The organism is Mycobacterium sp. NGS54, from assembly GCF_059812465.1.
Window position 1 is genome coordinate 155,827 of the sequence record NZ_JCALCS010000010.1, and the last position, 19,919, is coordinate 175,745.

Here is a 19,919-nt window from a genome sequence, read left to right on the forward strand (position 1 = left end):
CAGCCCGCCTAGAGCGACAGGTAGGTGCGCAGCTCGTAGGGCGTGACGTGGCTGCGGTAATTCGCCCATTCCGCGCGCTTGTTGCGCAGGAAGAAGTCAAACACGTGCTCCCCCAAGGTTTCCGCGACCAGCTCGGAGGCCTCCATGGCGCGAAGCGCGGCGTCGAGGCTGGTGGGCAGCTCGCGGTAGCCCATCGCGAGGCGTTCCTCGGGCGTCAGGTCCCACACGTTGTCCTCGGCCTGCGGACCCAGCACGTAGCCCTTCTCCACCCCGCGCAACCCGGCGGCCAGCAGCACCGCGAACGCCAGGTACGGGTTGCACGCCGAGTCGGGGCTGCGCACCTCGATCCGCCGCGACGACGTCTTGTGCGGCGTGTACATGGGCACCCGCACCAGCGCCGACCGGTTGGCCGCGCCCCACGACGCGTTGGTGGGCGCCTCGCCGCCCTGCACCAGCCGCTTGTAGGAGTTGACCCATTGGTTGGTGACAGCGCTGATCTCCGAGGCGTGCTCGATGATCCCGGCGATGAACGACTTGCCCACGTCCGAGAGCTGCAGCGGGTCGTCGGTGCTGTGGAAGGCGTTGACGTCGCCCTCGAACAGGCTCATGTGGGTGTGCATGGCCGAGCCGGGGTGTTCCGCGAACGGCTTGGGCATGAACGACGCCCGCGCGCCGTTTTCGATCGCGACCTCCTTGATGACGTAGCGGAACGTCATCACGTTGTCGGCCATCGACAGCGCGTCGGCGAAGCGCAGGTCGATCTCCTGCTGGCCGGGCGCGCCCTCGTGATGGCTGAACTCGACCGAAATCCCCATGAATTCCAGGGCTTCGATGGCGTCGCGGCGGAAGTTGGACGCGGAGTCGTGCACCGCCTGGTCGAAATAGCCGGCGCTGTCGACGGGGACGGGACTCGACCCGTCGTCGGGGCCGGGCTTCAGCAGGAAGAATTCGATCTCGGGGTGCACGTAGCAGGAAAAGCCCAGGTCGTTGGCCTTCTGCAGCTGGCGGCGCAGCACGTGCCGCGGGTCCGCCCAGGACGGCGAGCCGTCGGGCATGGTGATGTCGCAGAACATCCGCGCGGAGTGATGGTGGCCGGACGACGTGGCCCAGGGCAGCACCTGGAAGGTCGACGGGTCCGGGTTGGCGACGGTGTCGGATTCGGAGACGCGCGCGAACCCCTCGATCGAGGAGCCGTCGAAGCCGATGCCCTCCTCGAAGGCGCCCTCGAGTTCTGCCGGGGCGATGGCGACGGACTTGAGGTAGCCCAGCACATCGGTGAACCAGAGCCGAACGAAGCGGATGTCCCGCTCCTCCAGGGTGCGGAGGACGAATTCCTTCTGTCGATCCATAACTCGAACAGTAGGCAACGGCTGTTAATTTTGTGTTACCGAGGTGCTTTTAACCTGTGCCGTTGCGCCGATCGGCCGCCGAACTGGGTCGGGCTACAGGCCCGTGCCGCCGCGGCCGCCGGTGGCGGTCCCGGTGCCCGTCCCCATGACGGCGGCGCTGCCGCCACCGCCACCGCCACCACCGCCGCTGAGGACGTCGCCGACGCCGCCGGCGCCGGCCGTGCCGCCGCCACTACCGGTGCCGGGATTGCCGTTGCCGCCGCCGGCCCCGATACCGCCGCTGCCGCCCGTGCCGCCGGTGCCACCGCCGACGCCGCCACCGGCGCCGCCGCTGCCGCCGACGCCGCCGAGACCGATGCCACCCCCGCCGCCACCGCCGCCGGCGACTTCCACGGAGGAGGCCGTGGTCCCGGTGACCGTGGCGCCGCCGCCGCCGTTGAGGACGAAGACGCCGGGACCCGCTCCGTTGCCGCCATTGCCGCCGATGATCGTGGTGGCACCGACGTTGACGGCGGCGCCGCCACCACCGCCGCCGCCGGTACCGCCGGTGATCAGCAAGTTCGAGCCGCCCCCCTGGCCTCCGGCGCCGCCGCTGCTGGTCAGGTCGAGGCTGAGGCTGGGATCGATCAGTTCAGCGCCGCCGCCGGGGCCGCCGGCTCCGGCGGTGCCGCCGGTGCCGCCCGTGACGAACAAGCCGCCCAGCTGGCCGCTGCCTCCGGCGCCACCGCCGCCGCCGCCACCGCCGGCGATGGCACCACTGGCGGTGGTGAGGACGCCTTGGCCGCCGGCGCCGCCGTTGCCGCCGTGGCCGCCGTTTAAGCCGATTCCGCCGTTGCCGCCGGCGCCGCCGGTTCCCCCGACGCCGCCGCTGAAGGTGGTAGCGCCGCCGGGGCCGCCATCGCCACCGGCGCCGCCGGTGCCACCTTCACCGAACAGGCCCGAGCCTGCGCCGCCGGCACCGCCCACGCCACCGGCCCCGCCGTCTCCGCCGTTGATCGCGCTGGCTGTGCCCGCCGCACCGGCTCCGCCGGCCCCGCCCACACCGCCGGTCCCGCCCAGGCTCAGCAGACCGATGCCCGCGCCGCCGAGCCCGCCGGCGCCACCAACGCCGCCGCCCGCGGTGCCGGCCCCCCCGGTGCCGCCGACACCGCCATTGCCGAAGAGGACGCCGCCGGTGCCACCCGCTCCCCCGACGCCGCCGGTTGCACCGGCCCCGCCGGTCCCGCCCTGGCCGCCGTTGCCGAGCAGTCCGGCGTTACCGCCTCGGCCGCCGGCCTGCCCCGGCAGGCCGGACCCGCCATTGCCGCCGTTGCCCCACAACAGCCCGCCCGGCCCGCCGGGCTGCCCGGTCCCCGGCGCACCATTGCTGCCGTTGCCGATCAGCGGGGTCCCCAGCAGCAATTGCGTGGGCGCGTTGATCGCCCCCCGCACGTCTTGCCAAACGGTTTGCAGCGGCGAAGAATTCGCCGCCTCGGCCGCCGTATAGCCCCCGGCCGCCGCCCGCAGAGCCTGCACGAACTGGTCGTGAAACACGGCCGCCTGCGCACCAAGTCCCTGGAACTGCTGGCCGTGGGCGGAGAACATCGCGGCGATGGCCGCGGACACCTCGTCTTCGCCCGCGGCCAGCACCCCGGTCGTCGAGATCGCCGCCGCGCGGGCCGCACCGAGGGTCGACCCGATACCGGCCAAATCCGACGCGGCCGCCGCCATCAGCTCCGGCGCCGCGATGAGAAACGACATGTCGGTCCACCTACCAGCTAGCCCCGGTCGTCACTAGCCCGGCGGTCCTCCACCCGTCAGGTGCCTGCAACGTAGCAGGAGGCCCGAGGGCAAAGGCGCGGTTTAGGTCAGGACCGGCACCGCAGCGACGCGGGCGGCAGCGCGCCCGCCACGAAGTAGCGCACCACCGCGGTGTCCACGCATTGGTCGCCGTTGAACACGGCGGTGTGCTGGGTGCCGTCGTAGGTGATCAGCGGGGCCCCGAGCTGCCGGGCCAGGTTCACACCGGCCTGGTACGGGGTGGCGGGGTCGTGCGTCGTGGAGACGACGACGGCCTTTCCGGGCGCGACGGGCGCCGCGGCGTGCGGCCTGGAGGTGGCGGGCACCGGCCACAGCGCGCACAGGTCGCGGGGGGCGTTGCCGGTGAACTGCCCGTAGCTCAGGAACGGGGCGACCTGGCGCATCTTCTGATCGGCGGCGACCCACGTCGCCGAGTCGGTCGGCGTCGGCGCGTCGACGCACCGCACCGCGTTGAACGCGTCCTGGTCGTTGCTGTAGTGGCCGTTCTTGTCCCGGCCCTCGTAGTCGTCGGCCAGCAGCAGCAGGTCGCCGGCGTCGGTGCCGCGCGCCAGCCCGAGCAGGCCACTGGTCAGGTACTTCCAGTGCGCCGGGGTGTAAAGCGCGTTGATGGTGCCGGTGGTCGCGTCGGCGTAGCTCAGCCCGCGCGGGTCCGACGTCCGGCCCGGCTTGGCGACCAGCGGGTCGACCAGGGCGTGGTAGCGGTTGACGAACTGAGCCGGATCGGTGCCCAGCGGGCAGCCGGCCGAGCGGGCGCAGTCGGTGGCGTAGTCGTTGAAAGCCGTTTGGAATCCGGCCATTTGGTTGATGTTCTCGGTGACCGGGTCCACCGTCGGGTCGATGGCGCCGTCGAGCACCATCGCGCGCACGTGCTCACCGAACGCCTCGAGGTAGGCGGTGCCCAGCTCGGTGCCGTAGCTGTAGCCGAGGTAGTTGATCTGATCGTCGCCCAGCGCCTGGCGGACCATGTCCATGTCGTGCGCGACGGACGCGGTCCCCGCGTTCGCCAGGAACGCGTTGCCCATCCGGCTGGCGCATTGCTGGGCCAGGTGCTGGTTGAGCTGCTCGATGTGTGCCACGCCGCCCGGGCTGTAGTCGACCATCGGTTCGCGCCGGAACGCGTCGAAGTCGGCGTCGCTGCGGCAGCGCAACTGCGGGGTCGAGTGGCCTACCCCTCGAGGGTCGAACCCGACCAGGTCGAAGTTTCGGGTGATGTCGCTGTTTTCCAGGTCCGACGCCATGCCGGCGACCATGTCGACCGCGGACCCGCCCGGCCCGCCCGGGTTGATCAACAGCGATCCCATCCGGCGGCCCGTCGCGGGCACCCGGATCACCGCCAGCTTGGCCTGCGCGCCACCCGGATTGGCGTAGTCGACCGGGACCGACACGGTGGTGCACTGGGCGGTGGGGACGTCGCTGGTGTCGGTCAGGAATTGGCTGCAGCCGCCCCAGTTCTGCGGACGCGCCGCGGCGGCCGGCGGAGCCGGGGCCGGGGTCTGGCCCGCACCCGGTTCCGGGGTCGCGCCCGCCACCGGCAGCACCGGTTGTCCCACAACGAAAATCCCGAACGACAGCAGCGCCGAGCTCAGCGTTCTCAGGCGCGACATGGCTGTCAATGTTTGCAGCCGCGTATTCCCGGCGGGCCGCGAAACGGTCACGGGTTGATCTCGCGTCGGCGCGCCGCCGCTACTCCGACGGGCCTAGCACTTGGCGCCGCTCGGCGGCGTGTCGCCGCCGATCAGGTACTCCGTCACGTAGTCGTCGATGCAGCTGTCGCCCTGGAAGACCACCGTGTGCTGCGTCCCGTCGAAGGTCAGCAGCGAGCCGCGCAGCTCCTGCGCCAAGTCGACGCCGGCCTTGTAGGGCGTTGCCGGGTCGTGGGTGGTCGACACCACCACCGTCGGCGCCAGGCCGGGCGCCGTGATCGCGTGCGGCTTGCTGGTCGGCGGCACGGGCCAGAACGCGCAGGTGCCCAGCGGGGCGTCCCCGGTGAACTGCCCGTAGCTCATGAACGGGGCGACCTCGCGGGACCGGCGGTCCTCGTCGATCACCTTGGCGCGGTCCGTAATCGGCGGCTGGTCAACGCAATTGATCGCGACGCGGGCGTCGGTGGCGTTGCTGTAGTGGCCGTGCGGGTCGCGGCGCATGTACATGTCGGCCAGCGCCAGCATGGTGTCGCCGCGGTGGTCGACCAGCTCGGACAGGCCGTCGGTCAGGTGGTGCCACAGCGACGGCGAGTACAGCGCCATGATGGTGCCCACGATCGCGTCGGCATAGCTCAACCCGCGCGGGTCCTTGGTGGGTATCGGCCGGCCGACCATCGTGTTGTTCGGGTCCACCATCGGGTCGACCAGGCTGTGGTAGACGGTGACGGCCTTGGCCGGGTCGGTGCCCAGCGGGCAGGTCGGCTGCTTGGCGCAGTCGGTGGCGAAGTCGTTGAACGCATCCTCAAATCCCTTGGCCTGGCGCAGATCCGCCTCGATCTGGTCCGCGTTCGGGTCGACGGCGCCGTCGAGGATCATCGCCCGCACCTTCGTCGGGTAGGCCTCCGCGTAGGCCGAGCCGATCCGCGTGCCGTACGAGTAGCCGAGGTAGGTCAGCTTGTCGTCGCCCAGCGCCGCGCGGATGGCGTCCAGATCGCGGGCGACATTGACCGTCCCCACATTCGCCAAAAAGTCCTTGCCCATCTTGTCGACGCAGCGGCCGACGAACTCCTTGGTCTCGTCCTCCATGTGCGCGACGCCGGCCGGGCTGTAGTCGACGTTCGGCTCGGTGCGCAGCCGGTCGTTGTCGGCGTCGGAGTTGCACCAGATGGCCGGCCGCGACGACCCGACCCCACGGGGGTCGAAGCCGACCAGATCGAAGCGTTCGCGGATCCGCTTCGGCAACGTCTGGACGACGCTCAGCGCGGCATCGATGCCGGACTCGCCGGGGCCGCCGGGATTGATCACCAGCGAGCCGATCTTGTCGCCCGTCGCCGGGAACCGGACCATCGCCAGGGTGGCGACGTCGCCGTCGAGGTGGTTGTAGTCGACGGGCACGGCCAGCCTGCCGCACATGGCGCCGCTGGGGATCTTGGCCTTGGGGTTGGACGAGCGGCACGGTGTCCATTCGACCGCTTGGCCCAGCTTGGGCCCCGCCATGACGGCGCGCCCGTTGACCACGCGGAGGCAGCCGGCGAGCAGCATCGCCACGGCCGCGATCGCCGTCCAGATCAGCAGCGTGCGCGCGACCTTGTCGCGGCGAGACAACCCCATGCCCACATATGCTGCCAGAGCCAACCTGAGATTCTGATGAGCGCCTCCAGCGGCGAACTATCCGGCGGCCGCGAGCAGTTCTTCCATCGCCACCGCGAAGTCGTCGGCCATCTCCCACAGGTCCGGCAGCAACTCGGGGCACGAGATCAGCCCGACGTCCAACGTGCCGTTCAGCGACATCACGGTGATGTTGAGCCCCGAGCCGTGGAAGATCGGCCCCAGCGGATACATCGCCTTGACCTCGCAGCCCAGGAAGTACAGCGGCTCCTGGGGGCCCGGGACGTTGGAGACCACCAGGTTGTGCACCGGCATGCTCTCGGTCAGCCGGGTCCGGGCGTACAGCCGCATCGCGATGCCGAACACCGCCGGCGCGGCGAACTGCGTCCAGTCCTGCAGCAGTGAGGCGCCGATGGCCGAACTGTGCTCCTTGGCAAGGGAATTCGCCTCGGCGATGGCCGCCAGCCGCTCGCCCGGCTCGGCGATCTCGGTGTGCAGGCTGGAGAACATGGCCGAAACCTGGTTGCGCCCTGGGCGATCCGACTTTCCGCGCACCGACACCGGCACCGACGCCACCAGCGACGAGTCGGGCAGCGCGTCGCGCTCGGCCAGGTACTGGCGCAGCACCCCGGACACCAGGGCCATCACCACGTCGTTGACCTTGACGCCGAAGTGGTTCTTCACGCGCTTGACGTCCTCGAGGTCCAGCTGCGCATACGCGATGTTGCGGCGGCCGGTGATGGAGGCGTTGAAGGCGGTCCGCGGCGCGGCGAACGGACGCGCCATCGCCTGGCCCTCGACGGCCTTGCGCACCGTCGCGACCACCGACGACGCGGTCTGGGGCAGCACGTTGGCCAGCCGCAGCGGCCGGCCGGCGAACCGGACCAGCCCGCCCGCGGCGATCTGCCACCCGCTGCCGCCGCCGACGCCGTCCACCGGATCCGGCGCGGGCGCGTCGGCCTCGGTGGCACACAGCTGCGACATCAGGTTCGCGCCCGTCACCCCGTCCACCCCGCAGTGGTGCACCTTGGTCATCACCGCCAGCCGATCGGAATCGGCGCCCGCCACCCCCTCGATGACCCACATCTCCCACAGCGGCCGGCTCCGGTCCAGCTGCAGCGATGCGATGTGCCCGCAGATCTCCGACAACTCGCTGCGGCCGCCGGGCGGCGGCAACCCGATGCGGTGCAGGTGGCGGTCCACGTCGAAGCTCTGGTCCTCCACCCAAACCGGGTGATCGAGGTTCAGCGCGCTGTCGGCGAGCTTCTCGCGGAACTGCGGCATCGCCTTCAGGCGCAGCGTCAGCGCGTCGCGCAGCCGGTCGAAGGTGTAGCCGCCCGGCATCGTCGAGGTGTCCACCTCGATGATCGAGCAAACATGCATGGGCTGTGTGGGGGTCTCGAGGTACAGGAAACTGGCGTCGAGACCGCTGAGCCGCTGCATGGGCGCCAATGGTATGTCTCACACCACACGGGCGGTGCGACCGCGCACCGGAGATGGCAGAATGGCGGGAGTCAGCGAACCCGGGGACCGCAATGGCCACGAGGATCGATCCGACCACTACCAGGGACAATGATGTCTGAGCAGAACCCTTACGGTGCAAACCCGCCTGCGTCCGCCAAGCCGCCGACCCGCATCCGCACCCACCACCTGCAGAAAATGAAGGCCGAAGGCCACAAGTGGGCCATGCTCACGGCCTACGACTACTCGACCGCCCGGATCTTCGACGACGCCGGCATCCCGGTGCTGCTGGTCGGCGACTCGGCCGCCAACGTCGTCTACGGCTACGACACCACAGTGCCCGTCTCGATCGACGAGCTCATCCCGCTGGTGCGCGGTGTGGCGCGCGGCGCCGAGCACGCGATGGTCGTGGCCGACCTGCCGTTCGGCAGCTACGAGGCCGGCCCGGCCGCCGCGCTGGCCGCCGCCACCCGGTTCATGAAGGAGGGCGGCGCGCACGCCGTCAAGCTCGAGGGCGGCGAGCGGGTGGCCGACCAGATCGCCTGCCTGACCGCCGCGGGCATCCCGGTGATGGCGCACATCGGCTTCACGCCGCAAAGCGTGAACAGCCTCGGCGGCTTCCGGGTGCAGGGCCGCGGCGACGCCTCGGAACAGACCGTGCACGACGCCATCGCCGTCGCCGAGGCCGGAGCGTTCTCCGTCGTGATGGAGATGGTGCCCGCCGAGCTGGCCACCCAGATCACCGGCAAGCTCACCATCCCGACCATCGGCATCGGGGCCGGGCCCAACTGCGACGCCCAGGTCCTGGTCTGGCAGGACATGGCCGGCCTGAGCGGCGGCAAGCCCGCGCGCTTCGTCAAGCGGTTCGCCGACATCGGCGCCGAATTGCGAAAGGCCGCAACGCAATACGCTCAAGAAGTGGCCGAAGGCTCCTTCCCCGCCGAGGAGCACTGCTTCTAGACACCGCTTAGCCGGAAGGCCCGCGCCCGGGCCTTTTCCCCGGTTGAAGAGTCGACTCTGTCCAGACAAGTTTTTGCTGAAATCCGTTGCGTGACAGGGAGTACGATTTCTTCTGTAAACAATCGTGACTCCGTGGCGGGGGGTTGAACACATCGGCACTTGTGGTGGCTTCGTGCACCGCCGAACGGTCTTGAAGTTGCCGCTGCTACTGGCAGGAGGCGCTACCCTGGCGCGAGTGCCTCGCGCCGCCGCACAACCGTCCCCCGGCCCGCCGGAAGCGAGCCGGTGGTCACCCGAGCGCGCCGACCGCTGGTACCGGGCGCAGGGCTGGCTCGTCGGCGCCAACTACGTCACGTCGAACGCCATCAACCAGCTGGAGATGTTCCAGCCCGACACCTTCGACCCGCTGCGCATCCATGTCGAGTTGGGCTGGGCCCGCTCCGCCGGATTCAACGCGGTGCGGGTGTTCCTGCACGACCAGCTCTGGACCCAGGATCAGCACGGGTTCCAGGCCCGCCTCGCCCAGTTCGTCGCCATCGCGGCCGACCGCGGCATCAAGCCGCTGTTCGTGTTGTTCGACTCCTGCTGGGACCCGTTCCCGAAGGTCGGCCCGCAGCGCGCCCCGACGCCCGGCGTCCACAACTCGGGCTGGGTCCAGGGCCCGGGCGCCGAACGCCTCGGCGACCGCGGCTACCTCGACACCATGCGCGCGTACGTGACCGGGGTGCTGACCCAATTCCGCAACGACGACCGGGTTTTGGGCTGGGACCTGTGGAACGAGCCCGACAATCCCTCGCACCACTATGCGTCGGTCGAGCGGCCGGACAAAGAACAGCTGGTCGCCGACCTGCTTCCGCAGGTGTTCGGGTGGGCCCGCTCGGTTGATCCCGCCCAGCCGTTGACGAGCGCCGTGTGGCAGGGCGAATGGCCCGACGCGGGGAGCACCAGCGCGATCGCCGGAATTCAGCTCAACAACTCCGACGTCCTCACCTTCCACTCCTATGGCGGGCCGGCGGACTTCGAGAACCGCATCAACGAGCTCGCCTCCCAGGACCGACCGATTCTGTGCACCGAGTACCTGGCCCGGCCCCTGGGCAGCACCGTCGCGGACATCCTGCCAATTGCCAAGCGCCACAAGGTCGGCGCGATCAATTGGGGGCTCGTCGCGGGCAAGACCCAGACGTACTTTCCGTGGGACTCGTGGGATCACCCGTACGCCTCGATCCCGGACGTGTGGTTCCACGACCTGTTGCAACCCGACGGGCGGCCGTTTCAGGACAGCGAAATCCAGACGTTTCGTCAGCTGACCGGCGGGGCGATGCATCTCAACGGGTAGCGCTTTACAGCGATGTGGCACCCTATGGGTTGCCCACCCGCCGCCTCAATCCGCCGCCGCAATGGAGCCGAGAATGCCTGTGAAAGCGCCGAAAACCTCGCGTCATCTGGAGGTGGAGCGCAAGTTCGACGTGGTGGAGTCCACGGTGTCACCGTCGTTCGAAGGCATCGCCGCCGTCGCCCACGTGGACAAGTCGCCGGTCGAATCGCTCGACGCGACGTACTTCGACACGCCGACGCAGGACCTGGCCCGCAACAAAATCACCCTGCGCCGCCGCACCGGCGGTCACGATGCGGGCTGGCACCTGAAGCTGCCATCGGGCCCGGAGGCTCGCACCGAGGTGCGCGCGCCACTGGACGCATCGGAGCCGGACACCGTGCCGGGCGAGTTGCGCGACGTGGTGCTGGCCATCGTCCGTGAGCGCCCGCTGGGACCCGTCGCCCGCATCAGCACCGAACGCGAGACCCAGGTGCTCTACGGCGCCGACGGGGCGGCCCTGGCCGAGTTCAGCAACGACCACGTCACCGCGTGGGCGGCCGGGGACTCCGACGCACAGCCCGCCGAACAGGAGTGGCGCGAGTGGGAACTCGAGCTCGCCGAAGGCAACGGCGCGGCCGATACCGAGCTGCTGAGCCGGTTGAGCAATCGGCTGCTGGACGCTGGCGCCGCGCCCGCCGGCCACGCCTCCAAGCTGGCCCGCGTGCTCGGCACGCCGGCGCGTCCCGACGGGGCGGCCGAGCCCGCCGACCCGGTGCATCGGGCGGTGGCCGAACAGGTCGGCGAGCTGCTGGTGTGGGATCGGGCGGTGCGGGCCGACGCCTACGACGCCGTGCACCAGATGCGGGTGACCATCCGCAAGATCCGCAGCCTGATGGCCGACTCCGGTGACGCGTCCGCGTTGTCCGAGAACGCGTGGATCCTCGACGAGCTCCGCGAGCTCGGCAATGTGCTGGGCGCGGCACGCGACGCCGAGGTGCTGGCCGAGCGTTATCAGCGGGCACTGGACAAGCTGCCACCCGAGCTCGTGCGCGGACACATCCGCGAACGCCTCGTCGAGGGGGCGCGCCGCCGCTACCAGACCGGGCTGCGGCGGTCGCTGATCGCGATGCGCTCGCAGCGGTACTTCCGGTTGCTCGACGCCCTCGAGGCGTGGGTGGCCGAAGTTCCCGCGGCCGTTCCGGGCGAGGAGCCAACGCCGGTAACCCTCGACGCCGCCTACCGCAAGGTCCGCAAGGCGGCCAAGGCCGCCGCGCAGGTGGAACCCGGCGACGAGCACGAACACGACCTGGCGCTACATCGAATTCGCAAGCGCGCCAAGCGGCTTCGATACACCGCGGCTGCCACCGGCGCCACCCAGGTGTCCGAGCAGGCGAAAGTCATCCAGACGCTGCTGGGCGATCACCAGGACAGCGTGGTCAGCCGCGAGCACCTGGGTCACCAGGCCGAAGCCGCGCACACCGCCGGCGAGGACACCTTCACCTACGGGCTGCTGTACCAGCAGGAGGCCGACCTCGCCGAGCGCTGCCGCCAGCAACTCGACGACGCGCTGCGCAAACTCGCCAAGGCGGTGCGCTGAGCGCCGGCGGTGGGCGGACGAGTTGGCCCGTAAGCCGGATTCTGTTCCCCGCCGCCGCGGCATGAGCAACGGCGGCGGGGCGGCGACCATCCATCTGGACACACCGTTGCCGGGTGCCTCGAGCGGCCTACCCGCAGGCTCGGGCGAGCAGCCCTCGAGCGCCTGCGCGGCCGCACCTTTCGATGCGGCCTTCTTGGCCTTGCTTCGGGTGGGGTTTGCCTAGCCACTCCGGTCACCCGGAATGCTGGTGCGCTCTTACCGCACCGTTTCACCCTTACCACCGCGAGGGTGGCGGTCTGTTTTCTGTGGCACTTTCCCGCGAGTCACCTCGGATTGCCGTTAGCAATCACCCTGCTCTGTGAAGTCCGGACTTTCCTCGACTCGACATGCGAGCCGCGGCCGCCCGGCCAACTCGTCCGCGACGGTCCACGGTACTCGCCGCGGAATCTGCTGACCAGCGGCATTCGGCCGTGCCCGCAATTACCTAATCATTGCCTAAATAGCGATGTTGGTGTCACATTGACCTCATGGCAGAAACCGAAGGGTACGTCGATCAGGCGTTCGCGGGACTGGCTGATCCGCAGCCGATGTACAAGGCGTTGCGCGAAACCACCCCGGTGTTCCGGTCGCCGTCGGCGTGGGTTCTCAGTCGCCTGGCCGACATCGAGATGGCCCTCAAACACACCGAGCTGTTCTCGTCGAACATGGACGCCGTCGACCTCGGCAACGTCCGGCCGATGATCCCGCTGCAAATCGACCCGCCCAACCACGCGAAGTACCGCCGCGTCCTCGACCCGCTGTTCACCCCGCGGGAGATGGCCCGGCGCGAACCCCAAGTCAGCCAGCTGGTCAACGAGATGATCGACCGCTTCGCCGGACGGGGCGAGTGCGACTTCCACGAAGAGTTCGCCGTTCCCCTCCCCTGCACCGTCTTCCTGCAGCTGCTCGGCCTGCCGCTGGAGGATCTCGACCAGTTCCTCCAGTGGAAGGACGGCATCATCCGGCCGGAGGGCGACTCGGGCTTCGACCGCCGCCACGAGTCCGGTGCTCCCACGGCGCAGCAGATCTACGAGTACTTCGACCGCGCCATCGACGACCACATCGCCAGCCCGCGCGACGACGTGCTGTCCGCCATGATCGCGGCGGAGGTGGAAGGCAAACCGCTGACGCGCGAGGAGCTGCTCGACATCTGCATCCTGTTCCTGATCGCCGGGCTCGACACCGTGACGGACTCCCTGGACTGCTTCTTCGTATTCCTGGCCCGCCACCCCGAGCACCGTCGCCAGCTCGTCGAGCAGCCCGACATATTGCCGAGCGCCATCGAGGAATTGTTGCGCTGGGAGACTCCCGTGCCGGGCGTGGCACGCGTCGCCATCCAGGACACCGAGGTGGGCGGGTGCCCGATCAACAAGGGCGAACGGGTCAGCCCGCTGCTCGGCGCCGCCAACACCGACCCCGCCGAATTCCCCGATCCGGACGTCGTGGACTTCAGCCGAAACCCGAACCGGCACCGCGCGTTCGGCGGTGGCCCGCACCGCTGCCTGGGATCCCACCTCGCCCGCATGGAGCTGCGGGTGGCGCTGCGCGAATTCCACCGCCGCATCCCGGAATACGAGGTCAAGCCCGGCACACAGCTGACCTACACCGCGGCGCTGCGGTCGGTGGAGTCGCTGCCGTTGGTGTTCCCGGCGTCATGACACGCATTGCCGTCGACCCCGATCGCTGCACCGGGCACGGCCGCTGCTACACCCTGGCTCCCGACGTCTTCGACGCCGACGACGTGGGCCACTGCGTGGTTCTCGTCGAGGACGTCTCGGGCGAACTCGAGGCGCAGGCCAAGACCGGTGAGCAGAACTGCCCGGAGCAGGCAATCACGCTGTCGCCCTGAGGATTACGCGAAGCACACCACGCTGCGAGCGCCGCGCCCGGCGGTCATGTCGGTGAACGCCGCCTCGACGTCGTCGATGCCGATGCGCCGCGTGACCAACGCTTCGAGGTCGAGCTTGCCGCGCTGGGCCAGCGCGGCCAGCACCGGGATGTCGCGCGCCGGGTCGCTGGCGCCGTAAACGCTGCCCTGGATCGCCTTGCCGTCGGCCATCAACGACAGCGCGGGAAACGTCACCTCCTCGGCGATGCCGGCTGCGCCCACCAGGGTCACCTTGCCGCCGCGGCGGGTGGCCTCGTAGGCCAGGCGCATCGTGGCGGGCTTGCCCACCACCTCGATTCCGTGGTCGACCCCGAGGCCCCCGGTGAGGTCACGCACCGCGGCGACGACGTCGGCCTCGCCGGCGTCGATGATGTCGGTCGCTCCGTTGGCCACCGCGGCGGGAAGCTGGCCGGCCGCCCGGTCGGCCGCGATGATCGGCGCCGCGCCGGCCAGCCGCGCGCCCTGGATCGCGGCCAAACCCACACCACCGCAACCGATCACGAGCACGCTCTCCCCCGGGCGCACGGCCGCCGTACGCATCACCGCGCCCACACCGGTCGTGACGCCGCAGCCCAGCAGCGCCGCGAGGTCCAGCGGTAGCGACTCGTCGACCGGCACGACCGCCGCGGCCGGCAGCAGCGTCTCCTCGGCGAGCGACCCGACGCCCATTCCCGGCCAGACCGGGGCGCCGGCGCCCTCGGCGTACGGGCCGCCGTAGGCGTGGTCGTAGCCGTGCACGCACAGTTGCGCCTCGCCGCGCAGGCAGTGCGGGCAGGAGCGGCAGGGCACGTTCCACGTCAGCACCACGTGGTCACCCGGGATGACGGTGCTGACGTCGGCGCCCACCTCGGCGACGATCCCGGCGCCCTCGTGTCCGAGCGTCGACGGCAGCAGCGTCGGTATCGCCCCGTCGCGCAACGACAGGTCGCTGTGGCACACCCCGCTGGCGTGCAGCCGCACCCGGACCTCGTGGCCGCCCAGCGGCCGCAGCGCGAGTTCCTCCACCGTCGTGGGCCGGCCGACCTCGCGCAGCACGACGGCTTTCATCGGACCAAAAATGTGATCGGCGTCATAGCGACTTACGATGGCTGGACAACGGGACCGGGTCAAGGGAGACGGGTCATGACGGGATCAACGACGATCACACGCGAAAGCCAAACCGCCGGTGACGAGCCGGTCCTGACGATCGGCGGCGAGCCGCAGCAGGGCGCCGCCGGAACCTATCCCGTGCACAACCCGGCCCGGCCGGCCGAGATCGTCGGCCACGCGCCCGCCGCCGACCGCGCCCAACTCGACGCCGCAGTCGCGGCGGCACGGCGGGCGGCGCCGGGGTGGCGGGCGCTGGGGGTCGCCGAGCGGGTCGCCACCATCTCGGTCGCCGCGGCCACGGCCGCCGAACAGCTGGCCGCCCGCGACGGCGCGCGGCGCTACACCCGCGAGCACGGAAAGGTGCTCAGCGAGGCCAACTTCGAGATCAGCGCCGGCCCGGGCCTCGCCGCGCTGATCGGCTCGATGGCCGAGGCGGCGCTGGCGCCCGAGCAAGTCGACCCCGGCTCCGTTTACCCGCGGCTACACCGGGAGCCGTTCGGCGTGGCCGCGCTGGTACTGCCGTTCAACTGGCCACTGGCGCTGACGATGACGAAGCTGGCGTCGGCGCTGACGGCGGGCAGCACCGCCGTCGTCAAGGTTCCGCCGAGCTGCCCGCTGGCGGCGCTGCAGCTCGCCGGGGCGCTGGCCGCGGCGCTGCCGCCGGGCGTGGTGAACGTCCTGTCCGGGCCGGGCAGCGAGCTGGCCCAGGCGCTGGTCACCCATCCGGGCATCGACCTGATCTCGCTGACCGGCGGCGTCGCCACCGGGCGCGCCGTCATGGCGGCCGCCGCGGCGCGCCTCACCCCGGTGCTGCTCGAGCTCGGCGGCAACGACGCCGCGATCATCGCGCCGGACATCGAGGTCACCGGCGAGCTGGTGGAGCGGTTGGTGACGGCGACCTACACCACCGGCGGCCAGGTCTGCATGGCGATCAAGCGGCTGTACGCGCCCGCCGAAGGGGTGAGCGAACTGGCCGAGGCGGTGCTCGCGCGCTGCGAGCGCGAGGTGATCGGCGACGGCCTCGCCGAGGAGACCACGCTCGGACCGCTGCACACCGCCGCCGGGCGCGACCGGGTCGCCGCGCTGGTCGGCGACGCCGAGGCTCAGGGCGCGTCGGTGCGGACGGCGGGGCGAATCCGCGAGGCCGACGCCGGCTCCGGCGGCTACTTCGCGCTGCCGACCGTCGTCACCGGCCTCGCCCCCGATTCGCGGCTGGCCACCGAGGAGCAGTTCGGCCCGGTGCTGCCGATCTTCGGCTACGAAGACATCGACGACGCCGTAACCGCCGCCAACGCAACGGAATTCGGGCTCACCGCGTCGGTCTGGACCGGTGACGACGCGCTCGCCGACCGGATCACGGGCCGGCTCGTCGCGGGCACGGTCAGCGTCAACTGTCACGGCCTCGCCGCCCAGGACCCCCGCCTGCCGTTCGGCGGCTGCGGCCAGTCAGGCCTGGGCCGGGAACTCGGCGTCGACGGGATCCGGGCGTTCACCCAGCCGCGGGCGTTCGTCCGGCATCCGGTGCCGAGTTAGCCGCTGCCCGCGATCGGCAATCCCGGGCACAGCTTGACGTAGCCCATATCGGGCGACACCCAGTCGCGCCACTGCTGGCGGCTCATGTTCGAGGTGAGCTTGGCGCACAGCATCTCCGGTGACGCATGCGCCGGCCACAGCCGCAGCGTGGCGTCGGCACCACCGGTGGCCAGCCGTTGCCCGTCGGGGTCGAACGCCACGCTGAGCACCGGACCCGAGTGGCCTTGGAAGGCGCCGAATGGTTGGCCGGTCGTGGCGTCCCAAAGCTGCAGCGTGCCTTCGCTTTCCGCGCTGGCCAGCCGCCGTCCGTTGGGACTGAAGGCCACGGCGTTCACGGTGTCGCCGTTTCCTTTGAGCGGCTCACCGACCGGTTGTTGGGTTCCCGCGTCCCACAGCCGCACCGTCTGGTCGTCGCGCGCGGTCGCCAACCGGCGACCGTCCGGGCTGAACGCCACGCTGTACACCGGGCCGGCATGACCGTCGAGGACGCCGACCGATTGCCCGGTGCCGGCATCCCATAGCCGCACCGTCTGGTCGAAACTGGCCGAGGCCAACCGGCGACCGTCAGGGCTGAATGCCACACCATCGACTTTGCCGGTGTGGCCGGTCAGGGCGATCGACTTGCCGGTGGCGATGTCCCACAGCCGCACCGTCCGGTCGGCGCCGGCCGAAGCGAACTGGCGGCCGTCGGGGCTGAACGCCACGCCGAGCACGGGGCCGGTGTGCCCGACCAGGGGCGCGCCGACCGGTTGCCCGGTCCCCGCGTCCCACAGCCGCACCGTCTGGTCGTCACTGGCCGACGCCAGCCGGCGCCCGTCCGGACTGAAGGCCACACTGTTCACGTTGCCGGCATGCCCGACCAGGGGCGCGCCGACCGGTTGGCCGGTGCCGGCATCCCACAGCCGCACCGTCTGGTCGTCACTGGCCGAGGCGAGGCGGTGCCCGTCGGGGCTGAACGCCACGCTGTTCACTTTGCCGGTGTGGCCAACCAGCGGTGCGCCGAACGGTAGGCCGGTGTCCCACAGCCGGAGGGTGGCATCGCTGCTGGCGCTGGCCAGCCGGCGCCCGTCGGGGCTGAACGCCACGCCGTTCACGATGCCCGTGTGGCCGACGAGCAATGGGCCCCGGTCGCGGCCGGTGTCGGCGTCCCACAGCCGTACGGTCTGGTCTGCGCTCGCGCTGGCCAACCGGTGTCCGTCGGGGTCGAAGGCCACGCTCTGCACCGGCCCCGTGTGACCGGTGAGTGGCGGGCCCACCGCCTGACCTGTGTCGGCGTCCCATATCCGGACCGTCGTATCCATGCTTCCGGAAACCAGCCGGTGCCCGTCGGGGCGAAACGCGACGCTGAGCACCGGGCCGATGTGGCCGACCAGCGGGGCGCCGGCCGGTCGGCCGGTCCGGGCGTCCCACAGGCGCACGGTCTGGTCGTCGCTCGCCGTCGCCAGCCGCCGCCCGTCGGGGCTGAACGCCACACCGACCACCGAGCCCGTGTGACCGACGAGGCGGGGACCCGGCGAGTAACCCGTCCGGACATCCCACAGCTGGACGGTCCGATCGCTGCTCGCGGTGGCCAGCCAATTCCCGTCCGGGCTGAACGCCACGCCCAGCACGGAACCGGTGTGGCCCCGAAGGGGGGCGCCGACCTGCTGGCCCGTTTCGGCGTCCCAGATCCGGGCCGTCTTGTCCATGCTCGCGGAAGCCACCCGGCGCCCGTCGGGGCTGAACGCCACGCCGATCACGTTGTCCTGATGACCGGTCAGCGGCGCGCCGACCTCTTGGCCGGTCTCGGCGCTCCACACCCGCACCGTCTTGTCGAGGCCCACGCTGGCGAGCCGGCGCCCGTCGGAGCTGAACGCGACACCGTTTACCGCGCCGGTGTGGCCGGTGATGATTTTGAGGGTGCTGGCTCGTTGGGCCACCGCGGTGTAGAGCGGGCCGTCGTCGGCGGGGGTGAGCAGAGCGCGCGCGGCGAGGATTTGCTGGAACGCCCGCGCGTCGCCGCCGGGCTGGGTGCCGGCCAGCATGTCCTGCGCCTCGGCGATCAGAATCTGGCGCTGGGTGAGCAACTTCTGGTGCAGCTGGATCTGCGCCTCGTGCCGGGCTTGCATGGCCTGCACGCTGAGCATCACGGCGACGAGGGCGACGACGGCGGTGACCGCCAACGCGGCAATGAGGATCCGTGATCGTTTCCGCAGGGCGACCGTACGCCGCTGGTCGGCTTCCAGCCCGTCGTGCGGGCGGTCCGCGCGGGATGCCAAGGCGCCGTTCACCTTTCCCGCGCGCCGCCGGTTCCGGTGTTCGCGTACCGGCTCGGTGAGCACATCGTGCGCGAGCTCGATGCGCTGCGCGCCGTGGTAGTCCTCGATGCGCAGCAGGCGCGACCCGATCAGCCGGGTCAGCTCGTCGTCGGTGAGTCGCGAAGGCACCGCTTCCTCGCGAACATAGCTGTCGCGGAATCCCTTCTCGGTGATGAGCTCGGACTCGATGAAGTGCGTGACGCGCGGGGGAAGATCGCGCACACACGACAGGTAATAGTTCGACAGGATGTCCCGCTTGGCGTCCTCGACCAGCAGCTCGTCGAAGTGGCTCTGCCCGCGCCGCTTCCGCTCCTCGTTGAGTTCGCGGCAGAACATGCTGAGCAGCGCGGGTTCCACCTCCAGCGCTCCCGAAGCATCGAAGCTAGGCCGGGCGCGGTGCAGGTGCTCGCCCGCGACGATCGCCACCACCCGGCGCGCCAGCGAACGGGGCATCATCTCTTCCGCCGGTTTGTGGACCGCATCGACCGCCTCGCTCGTCCCCATCCCTAGCAGACGCATCCGCGACTGCCCGAGTGAGAGGATGAGCTCGCGCCACGATTCGAGGTCGGATAGGACCTCCTCACGCAGGCTGATCAGCAGCTTGTAACTGCCTTTCCGCCCGGCAAGCTCACCGAGCTCAGTCCTGAATTCCCGAACGAGACCGTCAACCCGCTGAGCGGGCGCAAAGAGTTCCTCGAACTGGTCGAGAACGATCACCGGCGTAAGTAGCTCGCCCCGCTCGCTTCGGAGCTCGAAGTCGTCGCGATGCAGATAATCCGAAAGAGATTCATCCTCTGAAGGCAGCACCGGATCGGGCACGTTCTCGCGGATCGAGTCGCGGACGGTTTGCCGCAATTGGCGAGTCAGAGGCGGGGCGCCCGGCGCGAGGTCGAAGCGCACGTAGACCGGCAGAAAGTGGTGGTCGCGCAGCAGCGGGAACAGGCCCGCGCGCAGCAGCGACGTTTTGCCGAGGCCGGAGCGCCCGTACAAGAGGGTGAGCGGGGCGTCCAGAACGCAACTCAGCAGTGTTGTCGATTCGTGGCCGCGTCCGTGGAAGAACGAGCGCGCGTATTCGTCGAACGACTCGAGGCCCGGCCATGGGTTTTCGCTGTCGACCTGTTCGGCTGCCGTCACCCGCGTCACGGCGCGTCACCAAACCCCAAGCGCTTGAAGACAACCGGAATCGACGAACGGATCGTTCGGCGGGTCGCGGTCAAGTCTTACGCTCCCATGCGTCCCCCGGGCCTACAAAGCCCAAGATAAGCGGATATACAGGGTGTCGGAGGCTAAATCACTTTTTTCATATCTGCAAGCCGAAGCGGGTATCTCGGCCGTTTCCA

13 protein-coding genes and 1 other RNA gene are annotated in these 19,919 nt (G+C 70.4%); 6 read left to right on the forward strand and 8 right to left on the reverse strand.

Features of this window, described 5'->3' with window-relative positions:
* Nucleotides 1-8 precede the first annotated feature (8 nt).
* The 5 genes from glnA to AC5Y5E_RS28795 all read right to left on the reverse strand — a co-directional run bounded on the left by glnA (nt 9) and on the right by AC5Y5E_RS28795 (nt 7,843).
* A complete protein-coding gene (gene glnA, locus AC5Y5E_RS28775) occupies nt 9-1,349 on the reverse strand; it encodes a type I glutamate--ammonia ligase (RefSeq protein ID WP_499907136.1) in 1,341 nt (446 codons plus the stop codon).
* Between the two features lie 93 nt (nt 1,350-1,442).
* A complete protein-coding gene (locus AC5Y5E_RS28780; RefSeq protein ID WP_499907138.1) occupies nt 1,443-3,089 on the reverse strand; it encodes a PE family protein in 1,647 nt (548 codons plus the stop codon).
* Nucleotides 3,090-3,196: 107 nt separating this feature from the next.
* Nucleotides 3,197-4,762, reverse strand: a complete 1,566-nt coding sequence (locus tag AC5Y5E_RS28785; RefSeq protein ID WP_499907236.1) for an alpha/beta hydrolase — start codon at nt 4,760-4,762, stop codon at nt 3,197-3,199.
* An 84-nt stretch (nt 4,763-4,846) separates the two neighbouring features.
* Nucleotides 4,847-6,409 (reverse strand): alpha/beta hydrolase, encoded by a 1,563-nt coding sequence (locus tag AC5Y5E_RS28790; RefSeq protein ID WP_499907238.1) that lies wholly within the window; start codon nt 6,407-6,409, stop codon nt 4,847-4,849.
* A 51-nt stretch (nt 6,410-6,460) separates the two neighbouring features.
* A complete protein-coding gene (locus AC5Y5E_RS28795; protein ID WP_499907140.1) occupies nt 6,461-7,843 on the reverse strand; it encodes a WS/DGAT/MGAT family O-acyltransferase in 1,383 nt (460 codons plus the stop codon).
* 132 nt (nt 7,844-7,975) lie between these two features.
* On the opposite strand from AC5Y5E_RS28795, the gene panB reads away from it, so the two are divergent.
* The 3 genes from panB to AC5Y5E_RS28810 all read left to right on the forward strand — a co-directional run bounded on the left by panB (nt 7,976) and on the right by AC5Y5E_RS28810 (nt 11,733).
* Entirely contained in the window at nt 7,976-8,821 is an 846-nt protein-coding gene (gene panB, locus AC5Y5E_RS28800) for a 3-methyl-2-oxobutanoate hydroxymethyltransferase (RefSeq protein WP_499881173.1), read from the forward strand.
* Nucleotides 8,822-8,993: 172 nt separating this feature from the next.
* Nucleotides 8,994-10,157 (forward strand): cellulase family glycosylhydrolase, encoded by a 1,164-nt coding sequence (locus tag AC5Y5E_RS28805; RefSeq protein WP_499907142.1) that lies wholly within the window; start codon nt 8,994-8,996, stop codon nt 10,155-10,157.
* 73 nt (nt 10,158-10,230) lie between these two features.
* Complete coding sequence (locus tag AC5Y5E_RS28810; RefSeq protein WP_499907144.1) at nt 10,231-11,733, forward strand: CYTH and CHAD domain-containing protein; 1,503 nt, start codon at nt 10,231-10,233, stop codon at nt 11,731-11,733.
* Nucleotides 11,734-11,747: 14 nt separating this feature from the next.
* On the opposite strand, the gene rnpB is transcribed toward AC5Y5E_RS28810, so the two are convergent.
* Nucleotides 11,748-12,148, reverse strand: an RNA gene (gene rnpB, locus AC5Y5E_RS28815) — RNase P RNA component class A.
* 112 nt (nt 12,149-12,260) lie between these two features.
* Here rnpB and AC5Y5E_RS28820 point away from each other — a divergent pair.
* Together AC5Y5E_RS28820 and AC5Y5E_RS28825 are read left to right on the forward strand one after the other, a co-directional pair.
* Nucleotides 12,261-13,430, forward strand: coding sequence for a cytochrome P450 (locus tag AC5Y5E_RS28820; RefSeq protein WP_499907146.1), 1,170 nt, complete (start codon nt 12,261-12,263; stop codon nt 13,428-13,430).
* Nucleotides 13,427-13,621: a ferredoxin gene (locus tag AC5Y5E_RS28825; protein WP_499907148.1), complete on the forward strand. Its 195-nt coding sequence runs from the start codon at nt 13,427-13,429 to the stop codon at nt 13,619-13,621. The genes AC5Y5E_RS28820 and AC5Y5E_RS28825 overlap by 4 nt, the downstream gene beginning before the upstream one ends.
* A gap of 3 nt (nt 13,622-13,624) precedes the next feature.
* On the opposite strand, the gene AC5Y5E_RS28830 is transcribed toward AC5Y5E_RS28825, so the two are convergent.
* Complete coding sequence (locus AC5Y5E_RS28830) at nt 13,625-14,707, reverse strand: Zn-dependent alcohol dehydrogenase (RefSeq protein ID WP_499907150.1); 1,083 nt, start codon at nt 14,705-14,707, stop codon at nt 13,625-13,627.
* Between the two features lie 75 nt (nt 14,708-14,782).
* Between AC5Y5E_RS28830 and AC5Y5E_RS28835 the strand changes: the two genes are divergently transcribed.
* On the forward strand, nt 14,783-16,282 hold the full coding sequence (locus AC5Y5E_RS28835; RefSeq protein ID WP_499907152.1) for an aldehyde dehydrogenase family protein: 1,500 nt from the start codon (nt 14,783-14,785) through the stop codon (nt 16,280-16,282).
* On the opposite strand, the gene AC5Y5E_RS28840 is transcribed toward AC5Y5E_RS28835, so the two are convergent.
* A complete protein-coding gene (locus AC5Y5E_RS28840) occupies nt 16,279-19,722 on the reverse strand; it encodes a WD40 repeat domain-containing protein (RefSeq protein WP_499907154.1) in 3,444 nt (1,147 codons plus the stop codon). The genes AC5Y5E_RS28835 and AC5Y5E_RS28840 overlap by 4 nt on opposite strands.
* Nucleotides 19,723-19,919 lie beyond the last annotated feature (197 nt).

Bases quoted from the DNA above. Each gene is read 5' to 3' on its own strand.
- AC5Y5E_RS28835 (WP_499907152.1), top strand. From the start codon at position 14,783: ATGACGGGATCAACGACGATCACACGCGAAAGCCAAACCGCCGGTGAC.
- AC5Y5E_RS28825 (WP_499907148.1), top strand. From the start codon at position 13,427: ATGACACGCATTGCCGTCGACCCCGATCGCTGCACCGGGCACGGCCGC.
- glnA (WP_499907136.1), bottom strand. From the start codon at position 1,349: ATGGATCGACAGAAGGAATTCGTCCTCCGCACCCTGGAGGAGCGGGAC.
- AC5Y5E_RS28810 (WP_499907144.1), top strand. From the start codon at position 10,231: ATGCCTGTGAAAGCGCCGAAAACCTCGCGTCATCTGGAGGTGGAGCGC.
- AC5Y5E_RS28830 (WP_499907150.1), bottom strand. From the start codon at position 14,707: ATGAAAGCCGTCGTGCTGCGCGAGGTCGGCCGGCCCACGACGGTGGAG.
- AC5Y5E_RS28820 (WP_499907146.1), top strand. From the start codon at position 12,261: ATGGCAGAAACCGAAGGGTACGTCGATCAGGCGTTCGCGGGACTGGCT.
- panB (WP_499881173.1), top strand. From the start codon at position 7,976: ATGTCTGAGCAGAACCCTTACGGTGCAAACCCGCCTGCGTCCGCCAAG.
- AC5Y5E_RS28780 (WP_499907138.1), bottom strand. From the start codon at position 3,089: ATGTCGTTTCTCATCGCGGCGCCGGAGCTGATGGCGGCGGCCGCGTCG.
- AC5Y5E_RS28795 (WP_499907140.1), bottom strand. From the start codon at position 7,843: ATGCAGCGGCTCAGCGGTCTCGACGCCAGTTTCCTGTACCTCGAGACC.